At 52.2% G+C, this 20,980-nt stretch carries 13 protein-coding genes; 7 read left to right on the top strand and 6 right to left on the bottom strand.

Features of this window, described 5'->3' with window-relative positions:
• Positions 1 to 276: 276 nt before the first annotated feature.
• Complete coding sequence (locus BLS94_RS07480; protein WP_256325327.1) at positions 277 to 2,385, top strand: PAS domain-containing hybrid sensor histidine kinase/response regulator; 2,109 nt, start codon at positions 277 to 279, stop codon at positions 2,383 to 2,385.
• Positions 2,386 to 2,541: 156 nt separating this feature from the next.
• Positions 2,542 to 3,432, top strand: coding sequence for an alpha/beta hydrolase (locus tag BLS94_RS07475; RefSeq protein ID WP_090959150.1), 891 nt, complete (start codon positions 2,542 to 2,544; stop codon positions 3,430 to 3,432).
• A 67-nt stretch (positions 3,433 to 3,499) separates the two neighbouring features.
• Here the strand turns inward: BLS94_RS07475 and BLS94_RS07470 are convergent, their stop codons facing one another.
• Positions 3,500 to 4,528 (bottom strand): fatty acid desaturase family protein, encoded by a 1,029-nt coding sequence (locus BLS94_RS07470; RefSeq protein WP_090959146.1) that lies wholly within the window; start codon positions 4,526 to 4,528, stop codon positions 3,500 to 3,502.
• 155 nt (positions 4,529 to 4,683) lie between these two features.
• Here BLS94_RS07470 and BLS94_RS07465 point away from each other — a divergent pair, with 155 nt between their 5' ends.
• The gene (locus BLS94_RS07465) at positions 4,684 to 5,103 is read left to right on the top strand and encodes a MarR family transcriptional regulator (protein WP_256325326.1); all 420 of its coding nucleotides are present in this window, start codon (positions 4,684 to 4,686) and stop codon (positions 5,101 to 5,103) included.
• A gap of 309 nt (positions 5,104 to 5,412) precedes the next feature.
• Here the strand turns inward: BLS94_RS07465 and BLS94_RS07460 are convergent, their stop codons facing one another.
• The gene (locus BLS94_RS07460) at positions 5,413 to 5,712 is read right to left on the bottom strand and encodes a hypothetical protein (RefSeq protein WP_218124760.1); all 300 of its coding nucleotides are present in this window, start codon (positions 5,710 to 5,712) and stop codon (positions 5,413 to 5,415) included.
• Between the two features lie 267 nt (positions 5,713 to 5,979).
• Here BLS94_RS07460 and BLS94_RS07455 point away from each other — a divergent pair, with 267 nt between their 5' ends.
• Positions 5,980 to 7,479, top strand: a complete 1,500-nt coding sequence (locus tag BLS94_RS07455) for an FAD-dependent oxidoreductase (protein ID WP_090959143.1) — start codon at positions 5,980 to 5,982, stop codon at positions 7,477 to 7,479.
• 50 nt (positions 7,480 to 7,529) lie between these two features.
• Here the strand turns inward: BLS94_RS07455 and BLS94_RS07450 are convergent, their stop codons facing one another.
• A complete protein-coding gene (locus BLS94_RS07450; RefSeq protein ID WP_143021665.1) occupies positions 7,530 to 8,327 on the bottom strand; it encodes a hypothetical protein in 798 nt (265 codons plus the stop codon).
• A 63-nt stretch (positions 8,328 to 8,390) separates the two neighbouring features.
• On the opposite strand from BLS94_RS07450, the gene BLS94_RS07445 reads away from it, so the two are divergent.
• A complete protein-coding gene (locus BLS94_RS07445; RefSeq protein WP_090959140.1) occupies positions 8,391 to 9,509 on the top strand; it encodes a GGDEF domain-containing protein in 1,119 nt (372 codons plus the stop codon).
• A 21-nt stretch (positions 9,510 to 9,530) separates the two neighbouring features.
• On the opposite strand, the gene pyk is transcribed toward BLS94_RS07445, so the two are convergent.
• A complete protein-coding gene (gene pyk / locus BLS94_RS07440) occupies positions 9,531 to 11,018 on the bottom strand; it encodes a pyruvate kinase (protein WP_090959137.1) in 1,488 nt (495 codons plus the stop codon).
• Between the two features lie 181 nt (positions 11,019 to 11,199).
• Positions 11,200 to 11,682 (bottom strand): MgtC/SapB family protein, encoded by a 483-nt coding sequence (locus tag BLS94_RS07435; RefSeq protein ID WP_090959133.1) that lies wholly within the window; start codon positions 11,680 to 11,682, stop codon positions 11,200 to 11,202.
• 403 nt (positions 11,683 to 12,085) lie between these two features.
• On the opposite strand from BLS94_RS07435, the gene BLS94_RS07430 reads away from it, so the two are divergent.
• Complete coding sequence (locus BLS94_RS07430; protein WP_090959218.1) at positions 12,086 to 12,511, top strand: PRC-barrel domain-containing protein; 426 nt, start codon at positions 12,086 to 12,088, stop codon at positions 12,509 to 12,511.
• A 226-nt stretch (positions 12,512 to 12,737) separates the two neighbouring features.
• On the opposite strand, the gene BLS94_RS07425 is transcribed toward BLS94_RS07430, so the two are convergent.
• Positions 12,738 to 13,169, bottom strand: coding sequence for a hypothetical protein (locus BLS94_RS07425; protein ID WP_090959130.1), 432 nt, complete (start codon positions 13,167 to 13,169; stop codon positions 12,738 to 12,740).
• Positions 13,170 to 13,743: 574 nt separating this feature from the next.
• Between BLS94_RS07425 and BLS94_RS07420 the strand changes: the two genes are divergently transcribed.
• Positions 13,744 to 20,922, top strand: coding sequence for a SpvB/TcaC N-terminal domain-containing protein (locus BLS94_RS07420; RefSeq protein WP_090959127.1), 7,179 nt, complete (start codon positions 13,744 to 13,746; stop codon positions 20,920 to 20,922).
• The last annotated feature ends 58 nt before the right edge of the window (positions 20,923 to 20,980 follow it).

The following is a 20,980-nucleotide window of genomic DNA, read 5'->3' as shown; positions in this document are numbered from 1 at the left end:
TGATTTTCTCGGAACAGGGCACGATATCGCCAATACCAATTAGGAACAGGTCCCATATATACTAATGCCTTCCTGGTTATGTAACGAACTGATCCGAAAACGGTATTGTTCGGTCTTTTGGAATTGAATGACTTGGGGAATCCCTCGTCCGGCGATGCCTATGATAATAAAACCTACCACGTATACCATTGTCAAAGAAAAAATTACCAGGGCTTGGCGCCTGTTGCTTACCGTCGCTTTATAGCTGTTGCCAGGATTTAAAAAAAGGAAAGATGCATGATGGAAGATAATGACGAAAGGCAGCCACCCTCTCGTACCTTGCAACCTTCCGATACCATTCTTCATGCGAGTGAGGTTGTCAAGCACGAGCTCAAGCAGGTCAAGGAAGCGTTGGAAGAGAAAACCAGGCAACTTGACCATTCGCTGTCTATCCTGCGTGCCACCATAGAATCGACAGCCGATGGAATCCTGGTTACCGACGAGCATGATAATGTACTTCGCTTCAACGAGCGGTATCTGGAGATGTGGCAGATCCACCCCGCTATTATCGATACGGGGCAACACCGGCATCTTCTGAAATTCTGCTGCAAGCATTTGGCAGATCCGCGGCAATTCCTGGATAAGCTGGAGGAAATCTACGCAACCTGGCCACCGGACAGTTATGATTTGCTGGAACTGGCCGATGGCAGAGTGTTCGAGCGCTTTTCAAAGATACAGCACATTGAAGAGCGGCGCGTCGGCCGCATCTGGAGCTTTAGAGACATCACGGCACGCAAGCACGCGGAGGAAGCCCTGCGCGAAAGCACCGAGCGCTTGCGTTTCATGGCTGAAGCAATGCCGCAAAAAATATTCACCGCCCGGGCGGACGGAGCCCTGGATTATTTCAATCAGCAATGGAAAGATTACACAGGCCTTGCCCCCGAGCAAATGGCAGGCTGGGAATGGACAAAACTCATCCATTCCGAAGATATGGATGAGAGCCTCAAGCGGTGGCGGCATTCTCTGAACACAGGCGAGCCTTTCCGGATGGAATGCCGTTTCCGGCGAGCCGACGGGGATTACCGCTGGCATTTGATTCAGACTCAGGCGAGACGCGATGCGAGAGGAAATATATTGATGTGGGTCGGTTCAAATACCGATATCGACCCTATAAAGCGGGCAGACGAGGAAAAAAAACAACTTCTCGAGAATGAAAGAATCGCGAGAAGCGAAGCCGAGCGCGCCAATCAGTTGAAGGATGAATTTCTCGCTACCTTGTCTCACGAGCTCAGGACGCCGCTCAATGCGATCCTTGGTTGGTCGCAGCTCATATTGCAGGGAACGATGGGCAAGGAAGACATCCAGCGAGGCCTGGAAACCATCGAGCGGAATGCGCGTGCGCAGAATAAGCTTATCGAAGACCTTCTCGAAATGAGCAGTATCATCTCGGGAAAGGTAAGGCTTGACGTGCAGCTACTGGATTTTGCGGACATCGCCGAGGCCGCGGTTGAATCCATCGCTCCGGCGGCCGAGGCCAAAGGGATTCGCATTCGGAAAACCATCGACCCGGCTGCCGGATGGGTTTCAGGGGACAATAATCGGCTTCAGCAGGTCATCTGGAACCTCCTTTCCAATGCGGTTAAATTTACTCCCAAGGGCGGTACCGTAGAGGTTATAGTCGAGAAAGTGTCTTCTCATCTTCATGTTGTCGTAAAGGATTCGGGGATGGGCATCAAACCCGAGTTTCTTGCCTATGTTTTTGACCGTTTCCGTCAGGCTGACTCTACACTCACGCGAAATCACGGCGGCCTGGGCCTGGGGCTTGCCATCGTGAAGCAACTCGTGGGACTTCACGGAGGAACGGTTCGGGCGGAAAGCGACGGCGAGGATAAAGGGTCGGCGTTTATCATCGGCCTGCCGCTCGCTCCCATCAGCGAAAAAAAAGACCATCGTTCCGCAGCGTCCACGCAAATTACCTTTGAGGATGGACACATTGCGCTTCCCGGCGTAAAGGTACTGGTCATTGATGACGAACAGGATGCGCGTGAACTCATCAAGGAGGTGCTTACGCTATTTCAAGCCGACGTGATTACCGTTGCCACCGCCGCTGCGGGCCTGGAAATCCTGAAAAACCATCGGCCCGATGTGATAGTAAGCGATATCGGCATGCCCGAAAAAGATGGATACCAATTCATTCGCGAAGTCAGAAGTCTTCCCGCAACTGACGGTGGGAAAACGCCCGCCATCGCCCTGAGCGCGTTTGCCCACTCTGAAGATCGGACGAGAGCGATAACTGCCGGTTATCAGATGCATCTCTCGAAACCTGTCGAATCGCATGAACTGGTTGCCGCCATTAAAAATCTGACCGGGTTGATGCGAAAACCAGGTGTGCGGGAGCATCGCTAGCCGGTCTTGTTTTGAGCCGGCCCTTTCCGCATGAGAACTCACCTGCCGCGACACTGTTTTGGTCTCACGCAAAACCTGCAGGGCAAAATAGCTGGTTTTATATCAGCCGCTTCCGCCATGAATCGACTATGAGCAACCGACCATGAGCAGCCGACTATGCGCCGCGTGATTTTGCTCGGCGTGCTCGCCCTTTTTTCCTGCATCGCGGCCATATTGGTGGTCGCCGTTGGGGTTGGCGAACTTCTATCCGGCGCGGCGCCTACTGCCGTCAATACGCTATCCACCGATTTTCCGGTCGAGTCGGTACAGATTCCCGTTAGTACCCCTGCAAGAGAGGAAGATTCCAGTGTGCACGGCTGGCTGGTGCGGGGAGTCCGAGGTGGCGGCGCCGTGTTGCTTGTTCATTCGATCCGGAGCAATCGGGTTGAAATGCTGAGCCGCGCCAAGTTCCTTAATGAGCAAGGGTACAACGTTCTCCTCATCGATCTCCAGGCACATGGCGAAACGCCAGGAGACCGGATCACCTTCGGCTTGCGCGAGTCGGAAGACGTGGAAGCCGCAGTAGCCTATCTGCGTAATACATTCCCGGGCGAACGGATCGCAGCCATCGGGGTTTCACTCGGGGCGGCCGCGATCGTACTCGCAAAAAATCCGTTGCGGCTTGACGCGGTGGTGCTCGAATCGCTCCATCCCACTATCGAGGAAGCTGTTGAAAACCGCTTGCGGCTCCATCTTGGGCAGATCGGTCCCGTTTTTTCTCCACTCCTGCTGTCACAGTTATCGTTTCGTCTGGACGCCTCTCCCGATGAGTTGAACCCCATCAGCCGGATAGGCAATCTCAACGCGCCATTACTACTGATTTCCGGCACAGACGATCGGCATACCACAGTGGCGGAAGCCGAACGTCTATTTGACGCCGCCCGGCAGCCGAAAGAAATCTGGATCGTCCCCGGAGGGGGGCATTTCAATATGCACGCCTATGCGGGTAAAGAATACGAGAATCGTATATCCGATTTTCTTCAATGGTACCTGCGCAAGCGGGATTGATTTACTTTCGAGCCAAGCCATATCCCACCAAGTTAGCGCAATGAAAATCCCAGGGTTCCCGAAGTAGCTAAAGCGGCGTCAGAAAAGAAACCCCGCCCGCGCCCACCGCGGTGCCATCCCGAAGCCGTTGCGCAAACTGATTTCCCTGCGTTTCACTGTCGTCGCCAATAACTCGTCCTATCCGGTTCTTATGGAAGCTCGATAACTGTTTCCCGAAGGGAATGACAACGCGCGTATCATTCCCATACAACATGTCATGCAGCTTTGGCAGTTCGTGCCAGGGTGCCGTAGGTCTTGTGTGGTGCGCATTGTGATAGCCGAAGTTGAGGGTAAGAAGATTCAGCCACGGATGGCGAGTCGAGATCAGGTTGCTGAAGGTATGGGATTCCTCGTAGCCCCGGTCGCCTCTATGCCTTGCCAGATCGTCACTGCTGCCGAGCGCCGGAACAAGAGCATAATTGTGTTGAAGCGCATCCATGAAACGCAAAATCGTCAGGAATATCGCGTAGGCCAACAAATAGCACGCATAAGCCAGTGGAGAATGCAGGAATACCATCAGAAGCAGGCTGAAACGGATGATGGTTATCCTGATTACCCGGGTCCGCTGGTCCTTTTTTTCCTTGAAGATAAATGGCGCGAGGATAAGCATTACATGCATAAGGAACTCGATAACCGGCACATACAACCATTCCAGCGCCTCCACGGTGCGCCGCTGAATCGGGTGACGCGCAAGATAACCCCTATAGTCGATTAAAATAACATCTGCGTTATCCACGTGGTGCCTCATGTGCGTCGTACGCACATTGTCATACGTTGCGTAACAACCGCCAGTGAGCCAGTTCAACGCGCGGCCCATCAAGGCATTGTGGCGCGGTGACTTGAACAGCGCGTTGTGGCCTAAATCATGAATAAGATAGGCCGCTATCGTCATCCCATGCGCCATGGCGAATATACCCAGCATCATTGGAATCGGATGCACGGAAAGGATGAGCGCGGCCCCGCCAAAATAGGAAAACTGGCAGTAAAGGAAAGCTAAAAGGTTTGGGCGCAAGCTGCCCGAAAGGCGAAAGTAGCTCTTTTCAATTCTGCTAAACATGATTGGGCATTCCCGACAATATGCAGCTTTCCGTTTTCGATATATTTCTTACCTTATAGGTCGTAATTATACATGTAAAATTGCATATAAATAAGAATTATAATTGCGGCGGTAGATAATGGCGGGTGTCGCGAAACAAAAAAATCTGAAGAGAAATGAGCAATCCGAAAAAACAGGCGGACGTCCGGCGCCGCCAACTCATACATCTGCAAAATGATACGGATCAGTATTGGATGGATGTTCTGGGAGACACGCTTTTCCACGACCTGAACTACTACGACCTCTTCACGCGGATGTGGTTAAGGTTCAACGATGCCAATGACACGAGGTTCCACAAATCGGAGCTGTATCAGCTCATGCCAAACGTCAGCCAGCGTACCGCGATAAAGTATATTCAGATTGCGATCGATCACGGCTTGCTCATCGAGCACGTGGATCCAGATGACTTGCGCTCCAGGCGCATCACAATGTCAAGTGACCTCAAGCGTAAAATCGAGCTTTTTCTGGATTATTCGATATCGGTGTTCGAGACACTACCTCTGCCGGCGCCTCGGCAGCAGCAGCGTAACAGGTGACTCGTAGCAGGTGACGACTTATACCAGAGCAGTCGGGTAATCAGCTCATTCGGCGGTTCACGCCACGCAGCGAACCCGACAATTAGCCAGACTCGCGCTCGATGGCAGCCACGACAGCGTGCGGAATTTAAAGCTGCAGGTGATTTTAACGATGAGCACGCTCGCACAAGGTAGTCGCGTGGGAGTTTCCAATCCTAAGCAGGATCATGGGTACAATTTCTACGCCAGGCCCGATCTGGTCACACCGGACTGAGGTACGACTTAAGCTCAGCGGCAGAGTTGACCTTGCTCATAATCTACTCGGGGGTCTCATCGGCCACCACCACCCGTGTCATATATCGCTGGCGGGTTTGTCGCGTACGGGTTATTGGCGCTGTCATTGCTGTAGGGGCTGCCATACCGCCCGTATGGGTTATTGATGGAATCGTCGCTGTACTCGCTCCCATAACGGCCATACGGGTTGCTTGTCGAGTTGGAATCGTATGGGTTGGCGCTGAGATTGCCCAGATACTTGCCGGTTTGACGGTCCTTTAAATGTGGCGGCTCGGCTTGGGCAACGGTAACTGCAAACGGGAAAAAAATGGCAGAAATGATAAATAGCGGTTTCACAGCAGCTCTCCTTTTTCGTAGGTCGGGCTCTGCCCGACGATCGTAAAAATGATGTCGGGCGGAGCCCGACCTACCTTGATGTCTGGCACGCGCAACTATCACCAATTATCAGTATTTATCCGACAACCACAGCACTAAAATTTCCTCCGCCTGCGCCACTTTACGCGCTGTCAAGGCAGGGCTTAATGTGCCATAGCGTACAGAACAATTCCGGTTTATGTTCAACGATAGGCATCATCGCTTATTCTGAACAAAAAGGAAAATACCATGAACACGATTTCTGTCTGGCGCGCGACTGCGCCTGAAGCCGGCTTTCCGACACTTCAGGAAGAGATTACGGCCGATGTGGTCATCGTCGGGGGTGGTATTACCGGCGTTACACTCGCGTTGAATCTGGCTGAGAAAGGCACCTCGGCCGTGCTGCTGGAAGCGCACAATGTCGGCTACGGCAGCACGGGTAACTCAACAGGCAACCTGTACGAGACCATCAGCAAGGGGATACATCATATCGTTGACCAATGGGACAGCGATACGGCCCGTGCGGTTGCTACTGCCCGTCGCGCAGCGGTGGAACAGATCGACCAGCGGGTGCGTAAATTTGATATCCCCTGTGCTTTCCGCCGCTGCCGCCTCTACCGTTATGCCACTTCCGGGAACGCGCAGGAGTCCGTGGAGAGAGAGTACCAGGGATCGCTCAAGGCAGGACTATCCGTCCATCTCGAAAAAGCGCTGCCCACTCCTCTTGCGCCGCCCTCCGGGCCCGTGCTGGCGCTGGATAACCAGGCGCAGTTTCATCCGCAGGCTTATGTTCGCGGGCTTGCGCGCCAAGCTGCAAATCAGGGCTGCCGTATCTACGAAAACTCGACAGTTATCGAGGTGGATAAAGACAAGCGCGTAGTGCGTACAGACAAAGGCAAGGTAACAGCCAGGGAAATCGTGTTTGCCACTCACTCGCCGAAGGGCGTGCACCTGGTGCAGGCAGAGATGATTGCGAACCGCGAATATGGGCTCGCCGCACGCATTGCCAGGAATTCCTTTCCCTCGGGAATCTTCTGGGGCACCGGCGTCGAACGGCTGTCGATTCGTAACGTGGATGTCGATGATGCAACATTCCTCGTCTGCGTCGGAGAGGAACACAAGACGGGACAGGAAAACGCGAAAATCAGCCTGGACCGGCTCGAGTCCTCCGCGCAGGCCCATTTTAACGTACGCGAAGTGGCGTTCAGGTGGTCCGCGCAGAATTACAGCACAGCGGATGGCTTGCCTTATATTGGGCGGGATGCGACAGGATGCTTCATCGCTACCGGTTTCGCGACCGATGGTTTAACCTATGGAACGCTGGCTGCATCGCTCATCGCTGACCAGATCGCCGGGCGCGATAATGTTTTTGCCCCCCTCGTCAAAGCAAGCCGTTTTTCACCGCTGAAGGGAGCCAAAGGCATGGCCGAGGAAACGGCGAGCGTGGTGAAATCCCTCATCAAGGACTACGTGATCAACCGGGAGACGACGCAATTATCGCAGCTAATGCCCGGTAAAGGCGCGATCGTGGAGTTCGAGGACGAATCGCTGGCGGCATATAGGGCTCCTGACGGGACATTGATTGCGGTCTCGCCGGTATGCACGCATATGAAATGCAAAGTGCACTGGAATAGCGTCGAGACAAGCTGGGACTGCCCTTGTCACGGCAGCCGCTTCGCGCCCGACGGGTCAGTGATCGAGGGTCCTGCGATAGAACCGCTGGAACGCAGGTTTCTGACAGGACAGTAATCAAAATAAAGCATTCTGTCCTGCATTGAAGGTGTAAGCAAGATCGCCGATTACAACCGGTTCGGCGTGAAGACAGCCAGGTAAGTTGGGGTGAAGCACGAACCCCCGCATTTCAAAGCGAAACTGAACATCGGGGTTCCAGCGCTACCCCAATCCACAGGCGGCAGGCCCAGCCAAACCAGCTCGCCGCGACTCTGAAAATCCTCCAGCGCACGCAGGATCATCTGTTCAAGCACTTTTCCGAACGCCTGGTTCGCCGGAAAAACCTGAACATTGTCGGGTACGCTCATGTTGCCGATAGCGGTATGAACGGCATGCTGGATGCCCGTGCGGCTGAACGTCTTTCCATTTACGCTGATAAACATCGACAGCTCATAAGCGTCCGTAATCAGTTTTCCAACCATCCACAGCGGAATTCCTGTGCGGGATGCTTCCACTGCAACGGTGCCGCTGTCGGCAACATTGTTCAGTACGATCCTGATTTCGCCATCTTCCTGCTCCGGCCCCAGTGAAAGCTCATCAACGGGATAAATCACGCCAGTGTCCCTGAGTATCCGGCCTGAATAATCTCTCAGCGGGACCTCTCCCATGGGGAAGCGTACGCCATTTCGCTGAAACTCGACAACAAGCTTCAGCCGAAGCGGTACGTCTCTCTTTTTGATATCCTTGTAAGTTACAGGCAGAAATGAACTTCCTAAAAACGACCGTGGCGACGCGCATCCCGCAAGTGCAAAGGAGACAACGACAGATGCCAATATTACGTGGCGGCCGAGATTCATGATGTGCTCCGTATGGGTACGCGAGAGTGTTGGCTGTAGCAATGTCGAGGTTAACCCGTTATCCTTCATGCTGCAACTTTCTCCACCCCCGTATGGATTCCAGATGATTTTATCTCATGTATATACCCAGATATGAATCCTCAAACAACTCCTTATTGTGCAACGCTGGGATTTGACAACACGCGAATCCGGGAAGTACTTTCCATATTGGGACTCAATGCGGAGCATGTCGCGCTCGCCGAGCGCATGCGCACCGAGGTAATAGCCGGAAAAGCCGACGAGCTGGTGGATTCCTGCCTTACGCCGCTGGCGCGCAGCCGGGGCTTTACGCTGATCGAGCGAAATATCGGTATCGAATCCTTCAAGAGAGCCTGGATCGAACGCTTGCAGTACTACGGCCGGAACTTTGATACCGCCGAGTATTTTGGAGACCGGCTTGCAAGCGCCGCTGCTTATGCGCGCGCGAAAATTCCTCTGGGCATTTTTCAGGTGCAGCACTGCCTTATCCAGCAAGTGCTTATAGATAGCCTATCGGTTAAATTCGCGGATGTTGCTTCAACCGCCCGACCTCTCGTAGACTGTGTTTTGAAGCTCTCATCCCTTGATTTATATCTGACGGCGGAGGGTTATCATTTGCCGGAAGTTGCGGAACTGCAAAAGGCGCTGGACAACCTCCGCAAAGAAACATACCGGTTACACCAGGAGGCCTCGATCGATCAACTCACGGGCCTGATGAATTATGCCGGCCTCATGGAATCTCTTGAGCATCAGGTTAACGCCGCGCACGCGAACCTGCATAAGAGTCAAAGGGGTTTTCCCGGCAATATGTGCCTGATCATGATCGATCTCGATTTATTCAAGAAAATCAATGATACCCATGGGCACGTCGTTGGCGACTTCGTGCTCCGGCATGTCGCGAGCCGAATTCAGGCGGCAGTACGCGATTTTGACATGGTAGGCAGGTTTGGCGGGGAAGAATTCGTTATTATCATGGCCAATACTGATCTGGAACTGGCAACCGTCGTTGCCGAGCGCGTACGTAAAGGGGTGATGGACACGCCGTTACATCTAAAGGAGCTGACTATCCCGGTAACCATCAGCCTTGGCGTCGCAATGCTGAGGCCGGATGAACGCAAGGAATCATTGCTTGAGCGGGCGGATGTGGCAATGTATGAAGCAAAGAGCGCCGGGCGTAATCGCGTAATAATTGCGAAAGATGCCGACGATATCAGAACCCTGCCGGAGTTATAGGCGCCCCTGATTAAAGGCCCATTAACCTTTCAACCGGACCGTCTGCAGCGTATCCACCTTGTCGCCAGTAGCGCCGGAGGTGGATAACAACACAGCCGGATCATCTTCCTGCGCCAACCCATGCGCAAACAACCACTCTCGAGCTTGTGCGAGACAAGACCCGGGGTCCGCTCCATCATCACGCACGTTGACAACGAGTGGCGAAATACCGCGGACCAGTGCCAGACTTCTATACAACCGCACAGAATCAGCGACCATGACAAGCGGCGCCTGGGGGCGAAAGCGCGCAACAGACAGCGCCATCTCCATGGATTGAACGGGAGCAATGATAGCCCGAGCACCGAGACGGGCAGCCAGCAGGCACGCCGCAAAGCTCAGGGCGTTTCCTGCGTCGTTCGCAGGGCTGGCTGTTTCCGCCGAATTCATCCAGTCTTGCGCCATGCGGGCGCCATACACCTCCTCGGTGGCGATAAGCACGCGTTGGAGAAATCGCACTGCCGCCACCGGGAAGTCGCCGATGGCTGTCTCCGCTGAAAGCATGACAGCATCCGTCCCATCCAGCACGGCATTAGCCACGTCAGTAGCTTCAGCACGCGTGGGATGCTCGTGCTCCACCATCGACTCGAGCATTTGCGTAGCGGTAACAACGGGTCGACCTTGAGCATTAGCTACCGAAATAATGCGCTTCTGCACAATCGGTATTTCGGCAAGATTGGTTTCGACGCCCAGATCGCCACGCGCCACCATTACCCCATCGGACGCTTCCACAATCGCGTCAAGATCCTCCAACGCGCGGCGCTTTTCTATCTTGGCCATCAGCAGCGGTTTGAGACTTGGCCCAGGGGGAAAACAAGCCCGCACCCGTGCAAGATCGCCAGCCGATTGCACGAATGAAACACCAACCCATTCGGCCTCCTGCGACACTGCGAATGCGAGATGCCTTCGATCTTCGTCGGTCGGAATCAGCATGTCTATCGCACATTCCGGTAGATTGATGCCGGACCCGGAGCGAACAGTGCCGCCGATGCGCACCCCGCACACGGCCCGGGCTGGGTTTGCAGCCACGCTTTCCACGCTGAGCTCGACCGATCCGTCTGCCAGGAATACCGGTTCCCCGGTTCGCAATGCCTGAAGCAACCCGCGGTTTCGCACTGGCAACAGACAGCAGTTGGCGGTCGCACTGACACTGTCCGCCTTTGCATCGTCATCCGCCTCAGCCAGCGTGACCATCGTTCCTTCCTCCAACTTACAGAAGCCTTCCGGAAGATCGCCCAGGCGGAACTTGGGACCGGGCAAGTCCATGAGTAAGGCCACAGGTTGGCCGAGCGCGTGTGCCGCCTGTCGGACCTGCCGAATACGCCGCGCATGGTCGGCATGATCCCCATGCGATGTATTGATGCGCGCGACATCCATCCCGGCCTCGATCAACCGTTCGATCACGCCGGGCCGGTCCGTCGCAGGACCCAGCGTGCATACAATCTTGGTCCGCTGCCAGTTGGATTGAGTCATATTTGCGACAGGTTCAATAGAGCAGGGATTTGATATTTCCGGATAAGTGGATAACAACCGGTATCGGACGATCCCGAATGAATCGATAGTACTCCTGATTTCGTTCAGATCGATAGTCTTGTCCGTGGGTCTTGATCACAGCATAAATTCATTTATAGGTTCAGGGTGTGATTCAAGTTGGCTAGGTGCCCGTTCTTGGCCAGATTTTCGGCATCAGATGCAATATTATTAGCGCCAGGACAGCACCCAGGACGGCTGTGGCTTCCCGCCCAAGCCCCGCGGCAATACCTATCGCCACCGTCAGCCATAAACCTGCGGCCGTGGTCAGCCCTTGCACTGTTTCTTCACTGGTGCCTTTAAGAATAGTCCCGGCGCCAAGAAATCCCGCCCCGGTGATTATCCCTTGAATTACGCGTGACAATTCGGCGTCTGACATATGCATTTGCTGAGGAACGACGACAAAAAGTGCGGCACCGACAGAAACCAGCATGTGTGTTCGCATCCCCGCCGCCTTGCCGCTTTTCTCTCGCTCCCAGCCCAGAAGGGCGCCCGATATGGCGGCGATCGTCAGACGCAAAATGATTCGGATAAATTCCGTGATCGTTGGGAGATCGGAGAATTCGGCTGCCAGCATATTAAAAGCTTCCCGCCACCATTCGTGCATTGCTCTCCTCTCCTTTTCTAATACTGGATTTGCGTTTTTACGCTACCGCGCCATTAATCGTACAAGATATAGATAGCTTTGATCTGGAACGGATAGAGCTGGCGCCTTCAAATTACCGCAAGTCAGCGGCGGTATATCTCAGCCTGAATCTGTAGCTGCACCGCCCTGAAGACACTAAGGAACGGAGGTAGTTTTCCGCTATCCTGTCAATTCTGACAAATTAGAAACTTTCAAAAATGGACCTCCGGAGCAATCGAGGATGCCCCGGCCGATATGCTGTGTTCGCCACCGAACCGACCTCATCGGCTGGCTCAGGCAAACTTCAGCAGCCATAAGCTTCATGAAAAGGCTTGGAATGCATGTATCACCAGAAGATCTTTATTATATATTGCAGGAGATCAACATGACTTACGAACACAATACTCAAGGCTTAGATAAAATAATGCCCGAAAGTAACAGTCCCGCTCCCAGATATATGGGCGCCACCTGGCCTGTGGGAATGGATGTTTACACTCAGAAAGGCGAAATCCTTGGTGCAATCAAGGAAGTAATGCTTGATATGGAGCATGCCAGCGTGGCTTATGCAGTGCTGGCCACCGGAGGTATCTTGGGCATAGGCGAAAAACTTCATGCAGTGCCATGGCGCGCGCTAACGCTTCAACTCGAAACCCTGGACAGGCGTTTCATACTGGATATCGAGAAGGAACGCCTTGAATCCGCCCCAGGGTTCGATAAGGACAACTGGCCGGATATGATCGATGAGTCCTGGATCAGCCAGACCAATACATACTACGGTACCCAGCATTACGGGTCCCGCAGGGACGATTAGGCGGGCAGATCGGACCAACGCCGCGATTAGCGGGCTTGCTGCAGCCTCTAATCAAGCCGTTGTCCGTTAAACCTGAATCCGGCAGTTGACCGCTCATTTTTCAGCTCATTTGCCAACTCATTTGCCAACTAAGCGCTAAAAACGAAAAGGATTTCTTGTAACCCGTAAGCTCCACCTTTTTGGTGAGCTGGCTACGAACGGATTCGGGTTGGGAAATTTCGAGCCATCAATCCACCAGCCGCGGGGGCATCACCGGGTCGAAGTCTACCCAGTAGCCGTTTTCCCAGGTACCTTTCGTCCTTTCGACATCGGCTGCGCCATGCTGCCTCAACCGCTCAATTATCTGTTGCGTATCACCGGCGTTCGCAATACGCACGGCCAGCATCATCCCGGCCGGCCTCGGATGTTGGGCTCCCTTCGTTCCCTCGCCTCCTTCCGGCAGACCTCCTGCTGTGCCTGCCAACGAGCCGACATATCCCCCACGGCAGCCGCCATCCCGCCGACCGCAGGCCCCGCCAACCAGCGTTCCGGCTGTGCCTCCCGCCGCACCTCCTGAGGCTGCACCGGCGGCAGCGCCTTTGGCCGCACCCTGGTCACCGGAGCTCCCGGCATCTCTGGCAGAATCATGGACGCCGGGCTGGTTGTTAAAAAAATGCATATGTCATTTTCGCTCACGATGTTAGCTCTGGGCTAAGCGAAGAACGTTGGTATAGCTGCTTGCAGCTTGAGCAAACCCTGTTGTACCAGAAACCAGAGCCAGGCCGAATCCCATCGGCAATGGCGTTGATTCAGTTTTCCAGAGAAGAGTATGTGCAGGCTTAGCGCAGCCGGAAGGCGGACATTCGTACAGGAATTTCGTACGCGAAAATCTCGGAAGAAGCTTTCGCTTACAATATTTTTATCGAGCAGTCAACAAAAAGAAGGCATATAAAACAGCTTCTTTTCTTAACCTCAACTTATTTTTTAATGCACTAGAGTACTGCTGAGCTATCAAGAGATCTTTGATAGCCACCCTTGATTTTCTCAATCGAGAATGAAAATTTTTACACTTGACTTAGAGGACAACACACGAAACGGAATTTTACGTACGCTCAGCCGCTAAACGCTCATCGTTCGCTCTGGTACGCAGTGGCCGAAACCAACCTGGACCGAATGACTGTTCCTCATCCCAGTAATAATCTCCAGTCAGATTGATATGTTCCCAGAAGAACCGATGAAAAGAGCCTAAATCCATGAACAAAAACTCAGAGGCAAAAGGCAGCAGCGCTGGCATTGAAATCAATGCTGCCAGCATCTCACTCCCCAAGGGTGGAGGCGCCATAAAAGGCATAGGCGACACGTTTCAATCGAACGCTTTGTCAGGTACCGGCAGTTACTCTATTCCTATTGTTCTGACGCCGGCCCGCGGCTTTGAACCACAACTAAGCCTCAACTACGAATCAGGCTCCGGAAACGATGTTTTTGGGCTGGGATTTTCTGTTTCTCTTCAAAACATTTCCCGAAAAACCGATACCGGCATCCCAAAATACAGCGAGGATGACACCTTTGATTCGACGGATGACGGTGAACTGACCCCAAAATTCATAGAAGAAAATGGGCAGTTGGTGCCCGAAGAGGTCACAAAAGACGATGGTGGTGTTTCCTGGAACGTCCGCACCTTCCTGCCAATCCAGCAAAGCAGCTTTTCTTTGATTGAGCAATGGATCAATCCGTCTTCTGCAGAGTCCTGGTGGAAAGTGACCGATAAGAACAACGCCACATTCACCTATGGCAAAAACAAAAATGCCCGTATTGCAGATCCAGATGATGAAACGAAAATATTTGAATGGCTCATTGAGGAAGCTGTCGACAACAAGGGAAACAAGATTCTCTATGGCTACAAACCAGAAGATGCAAAGAATATCTCCAACAAAATCTATGATGTCAATCGCTCATTACATGCCAAGAAATATATTCAAAGCATTCAGTACGGGAATTACTTTTCGGGGCAGTTATCAGAAGCCGAGAAATTTGCGTTTGAAGTAGTCTTTGACTATGGTGAGTATGACTTAACGGGCCTGGACAAGCCCGGCAGCGATCCATACCGCCCGGTCAGAGAATGGGCGGAGCGCAGCGATCCGTTTTCACGCTATCGAAGTGGTTTTGAGATACGCACATTGAGGCTCTGCCGAGGTGTTCTTGTTTTTCATACATTTGACGAGTTGGGTAGCGACCCCTGCCTGGTAAAGGCACTCCAGCTTGCCCATGACCAGACCCCAGTTTTTTCTTTTTTAAAATCGGCTATTCAAACCGGTTATCGCATCAATCAGGATGGCAGTTATGCCTGCCAATCTTTACCAGCAGCAGAGTTCGACTATTCCAGCTTTTCTCCTGCTCTGGCACCGGCATTCAAAGAATTAACCATCAGCGAAGCCGATGCATTCCCCGGCTATCTTGAACCCTCAAGCTTTCAACCCATAGATTTAAAGGGCGAAGGACTGCCAGGGATGCTGTTGAGCACCGCAGAAACCACGCTTTACTATGAACCGCTGGGGGACGGTGCGTTTCAGCCGTCATCAGAATTGGCATCATTTCCCATCACCAGGAATTTCAAAAACCCAGCGGTCAGTTTGCAAAGTTTGGATGCCAATGGGCAGTTGGAATTGGTTGTCAGCTCTCCACAAGTGGCGGGATATTTCGACCAAAGGTATGACGGTAGCTGGTCCCCGTTTCACGATTTCCAGTCTGTACCAACTGACTTCACCAACCCCCATTGTGAAAGCGTGGATCTTGATGGGAATGGCAAAGCAGATCTTCTGGTATTTCATAACCCTGATCTGCTTTTCTATTTATCCGAGGGCAAGGCTGGCTATGGTGCTCCCCAGACAGTTCCACTACCGGCAGGCTTCCCCGCATCCGCAAATTATCTGGAAACGGAGTTGGTTACTTTTGCCGATCTGTTTGGCGACGGGCTATCCCACAGAGTAAGGATCAGGGATGGCTCGGCAGAGGTTTGGCCCAATCTTGGGTACGGCCATTTCGGGGAGAAAGTAAATTTAAGTAACGCGCCGCGCTTCGACAAGACAACAACGGTATCAAGCATATTCCTGGCAGACGTAGATGGTTCCGGCACGGCAGATCTGATTTTTGCGTATGCCGATCGGGTCGAAATCTATCTCAACCGTGCTGGCAATTCATTCGCCGACACACCACTCACCCTGTATTTGCCAAGTAACTTTGGTGAGATAGACCGTATCCGCTTTGCCGACATTCTGGGAGAGGGAACATCCGCATTGGTGTTCACCAAAGCAGGCCCGCAGATGAGGCACTGGTACTACAACTTCTGTGGAGAAAGAGAGGAAACCTTACAAGGGCAAACAGTTACCAAGCCTGCACTCAAGCCCTATTTGCTGACAAAAATAGACAACAACCTGGGTGCTGTTACCGATATCTACTACAGCAGTTCCACGAACTTTTATCTGGAAGATAAAAAAAATGGCAGACCGTGGGCAAGCCGTCTTCCCTTTCCGGTCCAGGTGGTAGAGAAATCTGTGACCACGGATGAAATTTCCGGCTCACGTTTAACCAGCGCATATAAATACCACGACGGATACTTTGACCCGCTGGAAAGGGAGTTCAGAGGATTTGGTTTTGTGGAGAGCTGGGATACCGAAAACTTTGAAGACTACACGAAGAGCGCCTCCAACCCCGCCTTCCCTTCCAATAGGTTGAATGAAGAATTGTATGTGCCACCCGTCTACACGAAGACTTGGCACCACACTGGTGCCTGCATTGAAAACGCGGTGATCAGCAAACAATACAAAAAGGAATATTACTCCGGCGACAAAGACGCCTATGATTTTCCTGACAGTGCATTCAACCCTGAGGTGTACCAGAGCGGTACCGAAACCATACTGCAGGCCTATGCGGCCCTCAAAGGCACTGTGATGCGCACAGAGATTTATGCGCTGGATGATAGCCCTCTTCAAGGAATTCCATACACGGTCAGCGAGTCCAACTTCACGGTAGAACTCATTCAGCCCGTTGTAGATCAACACCACGCGGCATTTCTCACCACCCCGAGAGAAAGCATTTTCTATCACTACGAACGCAACCCGAACGACCCCAGGGTCCAGCAGGAATTTACGCTGGAAGTTGATCTGCAGTGCGGGGAAATCAAAAAATCCTGCTCTGTTTTTTTGCCAAGACGCCCCGGTAACCTGCCCATATACCCTGAGCAGATACAGCTGAAAGCAACAGCCGCATATAACCACCATATCAACACGGCAGACACAGACAGCTACCGATACCGAGGGGTGCTTTGTCAAAATCAGACGTTTGAAGTCTTCGGTCTCGATTTAAATGGCAAACAATACTGTTCCTTTGCCGATGTCATGCCGGTTCAGGCGGCTATTGATAATCCGCTTCCCTACCAAAGCGCGCTAACACCTGGCAAAGTCCAGGCGCAGCAATTGACCTGGGAAAGGAGTTTTTTCTGGAATGAAGACCAGTCAGACGCTTTGCCATTGCAAGCAATATCCAGCCGCGCCTTGGTGCACCATAACGAAAAGGCCACTTTTACCAAAGAATTCGTTGCCGAAGTGTTCGGGCCACAACTGGTGGATGAAACCATTCAGTCCTGCGGCGGGTATTTCTATGATTTGAAAAGTGGCTATTGGTGGAACAAGGGGCTCGTGCAGCATTACTACAGCAGTAGCCAGCCTCAGTCCTACTATTTACCTTGTAAAACCGAAAATTCATTTGTCGACCCGGCGTCGTCGCTGTTTGTCAAAACCATCGTCGCCTACGATCAGCCATATCAATTTACGATCATCAACACGACTCAATACATTGATGAAACGAATCCCGATCCCGACAAGCGTGCCAACACCCAAACTGCATCGATAGACTACCTCACGCTGCAGCCTTACCAACTGATCGACATTAACGGCAACATCGCCCAAGCCATATTTGATCCGCTTGGCCAGGTCATCGTAACCACGCTGTTTGGCTTGGAAGATGGCAATCCGGTGGGTGGTATGCGGCTTTACGCGTATGACGGCAAGCCTGCCGAATACGTGGTCCAAAGCGGTGCTTCATTTGAGGCGATTCTTGACGACCCCCAAGGCGCTGAAAAATATCTGCAAGGCGCCGTAAGCTATTTTTATTACAACCTGCAGGCATGGAAAGAGGAAAAACAACCTCCTTGTGCCATCAATCTGCTCAGAGACCGTTTTTACCATAGCGGCCAAAATCCAGCGCCGTTCGATTGCAAAATAGCCATTAATTATTCGGATGGTTTTGCCAGGAAGCTTGAGAGCAAGCTCAAAACAGATGCTCGCTGGAGCGTGAGCGGCAGAACGGTTTACAACAACAAAGGCAAACCCTGCGAGCAATACTTTCCCTATTTCAGCGACTCGCCATTGTATGAATCCCAGCAGGAAATCATTGATCAGCAATTGGTCCCCTCGCCTACGGTCAGCCACTACGACCCGCTGCTGAGAATTATCCGAATCGACACTCCCAAGGGTTTTTTCTCAAAAATTGAATTTACGCCATGGGATGAAAAGCATTACGACCAAGATGATACGGTCATTGACTCGGCGTATTACATCGGCTTTATGGGCAATTACCCGGCTAACCCGACGCAGCAGGAGATAGACGAAAAAGACGCTTTGACGAAGGCGGCGGCCTTCTACGATACACCAGGCGTCAAGATCCTGGATAGCGTTGGGAACAAGTTTTTGCACGTGCAGGTTGAGGCGGACAAACGACAACTCATTGCTTATACGCAAACCGACATTCAGAACAGACTACTGTTGTCAATCGACCCCCGGCTGTTCAAATCCAATCAAACTCAGGCCACCAACTATTATAACTTCAAATATCGCTACGCCATGGGACAAAAAGATCCTGTCTATGTCGATAGCGTTGACGCTGGAACCGAGAGGCATTTAAGTAATATTTTTGGCAACCAACTCTGGTCGTTGAGCGCACGCCAATACTGCCAGTTGATTTCTTACGATAGATTGAACAGGTGCTCAGCCCTGTGCATCAAGAAACTGCCGAATGATGATCCCATTACTTCCTATGCCGATTTCAATCTGGTCGAAGTCTTCGTTTATGGCGAAACCCAGCCGCTGATCCCGCATCGCAACCTGCGAGGCCAACTCTACAAGCTCAATGATCTGTCCGGCATCGCGGTAAACAGCCAATTTGGCCTGCAGGGGGAGTTGCTGGAAACATCCCGGCAGATGGTCACCGACTACAAAGCACCAATCGACTGGAACAGCCATCCCTTGCCGGTACTGGAGAACGAGGTATTCACCAGCCGATATTCCTACAACGCGTTGAAATTATTGATATCTGAAACAACACCGGATGGCTCGGTCACAGCAAATACCTATGAGCAGGCGGGTCGATTGAGTCAGGTGGATGTCACATTTGGCGACCAATCCAAACATCAAGTTATCCAACAGATTGACTACGACGCCAATGGGCAGAGGATACGCATTCAATATGGTAACGGCATCACAAGCAATTATTCTTATGAGTTGACCACCCAGCGACTATTGGGCCTGCTAAGTACCCGACAAGGTACATTCATCGAAACCGTGCAGGACATCAACTACACCTATGACCCGGTCGGCAACATTACGCGCAGTTGGAACAATACGTTTAAAACCGTGTTCCACAACAACCAAAAGGTCGATCCGCTTTCAGACTACACATACGATGCACTGTACCGATTGACCAATGTCAACGGCAGGCAGCATCCGGGGATCAATGCGGACACCTACAAAAATAACATCACTGCCGGTGATTTCAAGCAGGCTATCTTCAGCCAGCTTCCCGACGTCAACGATGCCGACAAGCTGGAAAATTACAGCGAAATTTATACCTACGACGATTCTGGCAACCTGGTCAATAAGCAGCATGTGGCTGCGTCGTCATCATGGGCCAAGAGTACTCCTGTCGAAGATGATTCAAACCGCCTAAAAGACCTTGGGCCTGATGCCTATGACGCCTCGGGAAATCTGCGCCAACTCGAGATCAGCAACACGGTAGCGCTGTCATACAACTGCTGTGAGAATTTGGTGAAAGCCGGGGTCATTGAGCGGCCCGAGGAGTTGGATGACTGCGACTATTACGTCTATGGCAGCAACGAACAGCGCACCCGCAAAGTCAGCGAGCGCATGGCAAGCGGCGGTGCCGTTACGCTCATCGAAGACAAACTCTACCTTGGAAATTACCAAATAAAACGCAACATCAGCGTCAACGCGCAAGGTGCCGAAACCATCAGCATGGAAAGGCAAACCCTGCGGGTCATGGATGGCTCCACGTGTGTACTCATCATGCATTACTGCGTCACAGGTGCACAGGCTGGAACCAGAAGTCTACGTTTTCAAGTGGGTGACAACCTGGGGTCGATCACGTCCGAATACGATAGAGACGCGCAACTGATCAGTTATGAAGAGTATTTTCCCTATGGTGGCACCGCAATCATCGCCGGACCCAATCAAGCCGAAGTGAAGCTCAAAGACTACCGCTATTCAGGCAAAGAGCTCGACGACAGCACCGGGCTCTATTACTACGGGGCCAGGTACTACGCGCCGTGGTTGGGGCGGTGGCTTAGTCCCGACCCGGCTGGGACAGTGGATGGGATGAATTTATATGCGTTTGTGGGCGGGAACCCGATAACACATGTGGACGTGGGGGGAATGGCCAAGAAAAAACCTCAGGCCACGTCATCGTCCTCATCCTCCCCGGTAAGCAATCCATTTGAATGGCAAGTAAAACACACGGCCAGTTATTTGACCTCGGATACGGATCTGACGAGCATTCTTGATCATTTTGGCGAGCCAACGACGAGTGTGGTCAAAACCTACACCGACCTGGCTGATCGCATCGATTTTGATTTGAAAGGCGGGGGCAAAGCGTTGGCCTCCACCACCCTTTCCGACATGCATTTGGCTTTGGAAGCCAGCAAACCGCTTCATTTTCAATTCAATGATTTGCTGGGCAGTCAATGGAGAGAGAGCATGGAGGATTACACAGGTTCTAAGCGAAAAATTCCTCTGTATTCAGTGATGCGCTCCAAGACCACGAGTTTCTTTCAATCGGTCGACGTTGACACAAATATTAGCAGCGTGAGCCTAAATGATCACTTGAAGGCAATTAGCGGACGGCCGGCGGAGGTTCATCACATACTTTTCAAAGCCATCTATCCGGAATTCGCCAACCAAACATCAAACATGATGCTTACCCAACGAAGCACGCGAGAGAGCGTTTATGGGCCCGGTCAACATGAGTTGATGCACATGGTGTTCTCGGGAAATAGCTCCAACAAATTTAGAGTGCTTCCTGCTCCACTCAAGGATGTATATGTCAAATGGTACGGAGGAAAAATGCAGGTTTCATCCATTCAATGACATAGATTCTCTACGCAGAATGCGTGTTTTTTTATAAAGCCAGATAAAGGGAGAAATA

The sequence above is a fragment of the Nitrosospira sp. Nsp18 genome, assembly GCF_900103145.1.
Classification (GTDB): domain Bacteria; phylum Pseudomonadota; class Gammaproteobacteria; order Burkholderiales; family Nitrosomonadaceae; genus Nitrosospira.
The sequence above is the reverse complement of the archived record's forward strand: the minus strand, read 5'-3'. Positions and strand labels throughout refer to the sequence as shown.